Source organism: Helicobacter labetoulli (assembly GCF_003670275.1).
In the GTDB taxonomy this organism is placed as follows: domain Bacteria; phylum Campylobacterota; class Campylobacteria; order Campylobacterales; family Helicobacteraceae; genus Helicobacter_C; species Helicobacter_C labetoulli.
Genome location: NZ_QXJF01000037.1, coordinates 1 through 885 on the forward strand (window position 1 = coordinate 1; position 885 = coordinate 885).

The following is an 885-nucleotide window of genomic DNA, read 5'->3' on the forward strand; positions in this document are numbered from 1 at the left end:
AGGCTTAGAATCCGACCAAGCCCTTGTGGCACAATCTCTCCAAGTCATAGATAGAGCTAAACAAGGTTATACTGGTAGCCTTATAGAATCTAAAGGCAGTAATCCACAATTAAACGAATTAAGAGATTCTGTAAATGAACTACTTGAACTTTTAACGACAGCTGTAGGAAAAGATTTAAATGAGATTAATCGTGTATTTGAATCTTATACTAAATTAGATTTCACCACAGAAGTAAATAATGCAAGTGGTAGAGTAGAAGTAGTTACTAATACTCTAGGAGAAGAGATTAGAAAAATGCTTCATACAAGTTCTAGCTTTGCTCAAAATCTTAGTGAAGAAGCAAAAGCATTAGCAGAAGCAGTAAATAATCTTACAAACCTTACTAACTCTCAAGCAAGTAGCTTAGAACAAACAGCTCAAGCCGTAGAAGAAATCACTTCATCTATGCAAAATGTCAGTGGTAAGACAAGTGAAGTCATACAACAAAGTGAAGATATTAAAAATGTTATAGGCATTATTAGAGATATAGCAGACCAAACAAACTTACTAGCTCTTAATGCTGCTATTGAAGCAGCTCGTGCTGGAGAACACGGAAGAGGATTTGCTGTTGTTGCTGATGAAGTAAGAAAGTTAGCTGAAAGAACTCAAAAGAGCTTAGGTGAGATTGAAGCCAATACAAATTTACTTGTGCAAAGTATTAATGATATGGGTGAATCTATAAGAGAACAAACAACAGGTGTAACTCAAATCAATGAAGCCATATCTCATTTAGAATCTGTAACACAAGAAAATGTAGAGATAGCTAACTCTAGTGCTGAAATAAGTCAAAGAGTAGATAGAGTAGCTAAAGATATATTAGATGATGTGAATAAGAAGAGGTTTTA

1 protein-coding gene is annotated in these 885 nt (G+C 34.4%); it reads left to right on the forward strand.

The features are described from left to right. Positions 1 to 885, forward strand: an 885-nt coding sequence (locus EBF12_RS10955; RefSeq protein WP_244196536.1) for a methyl-accepting chemotaxis protein, incomplete at both ends; no start/stop codon positions are given.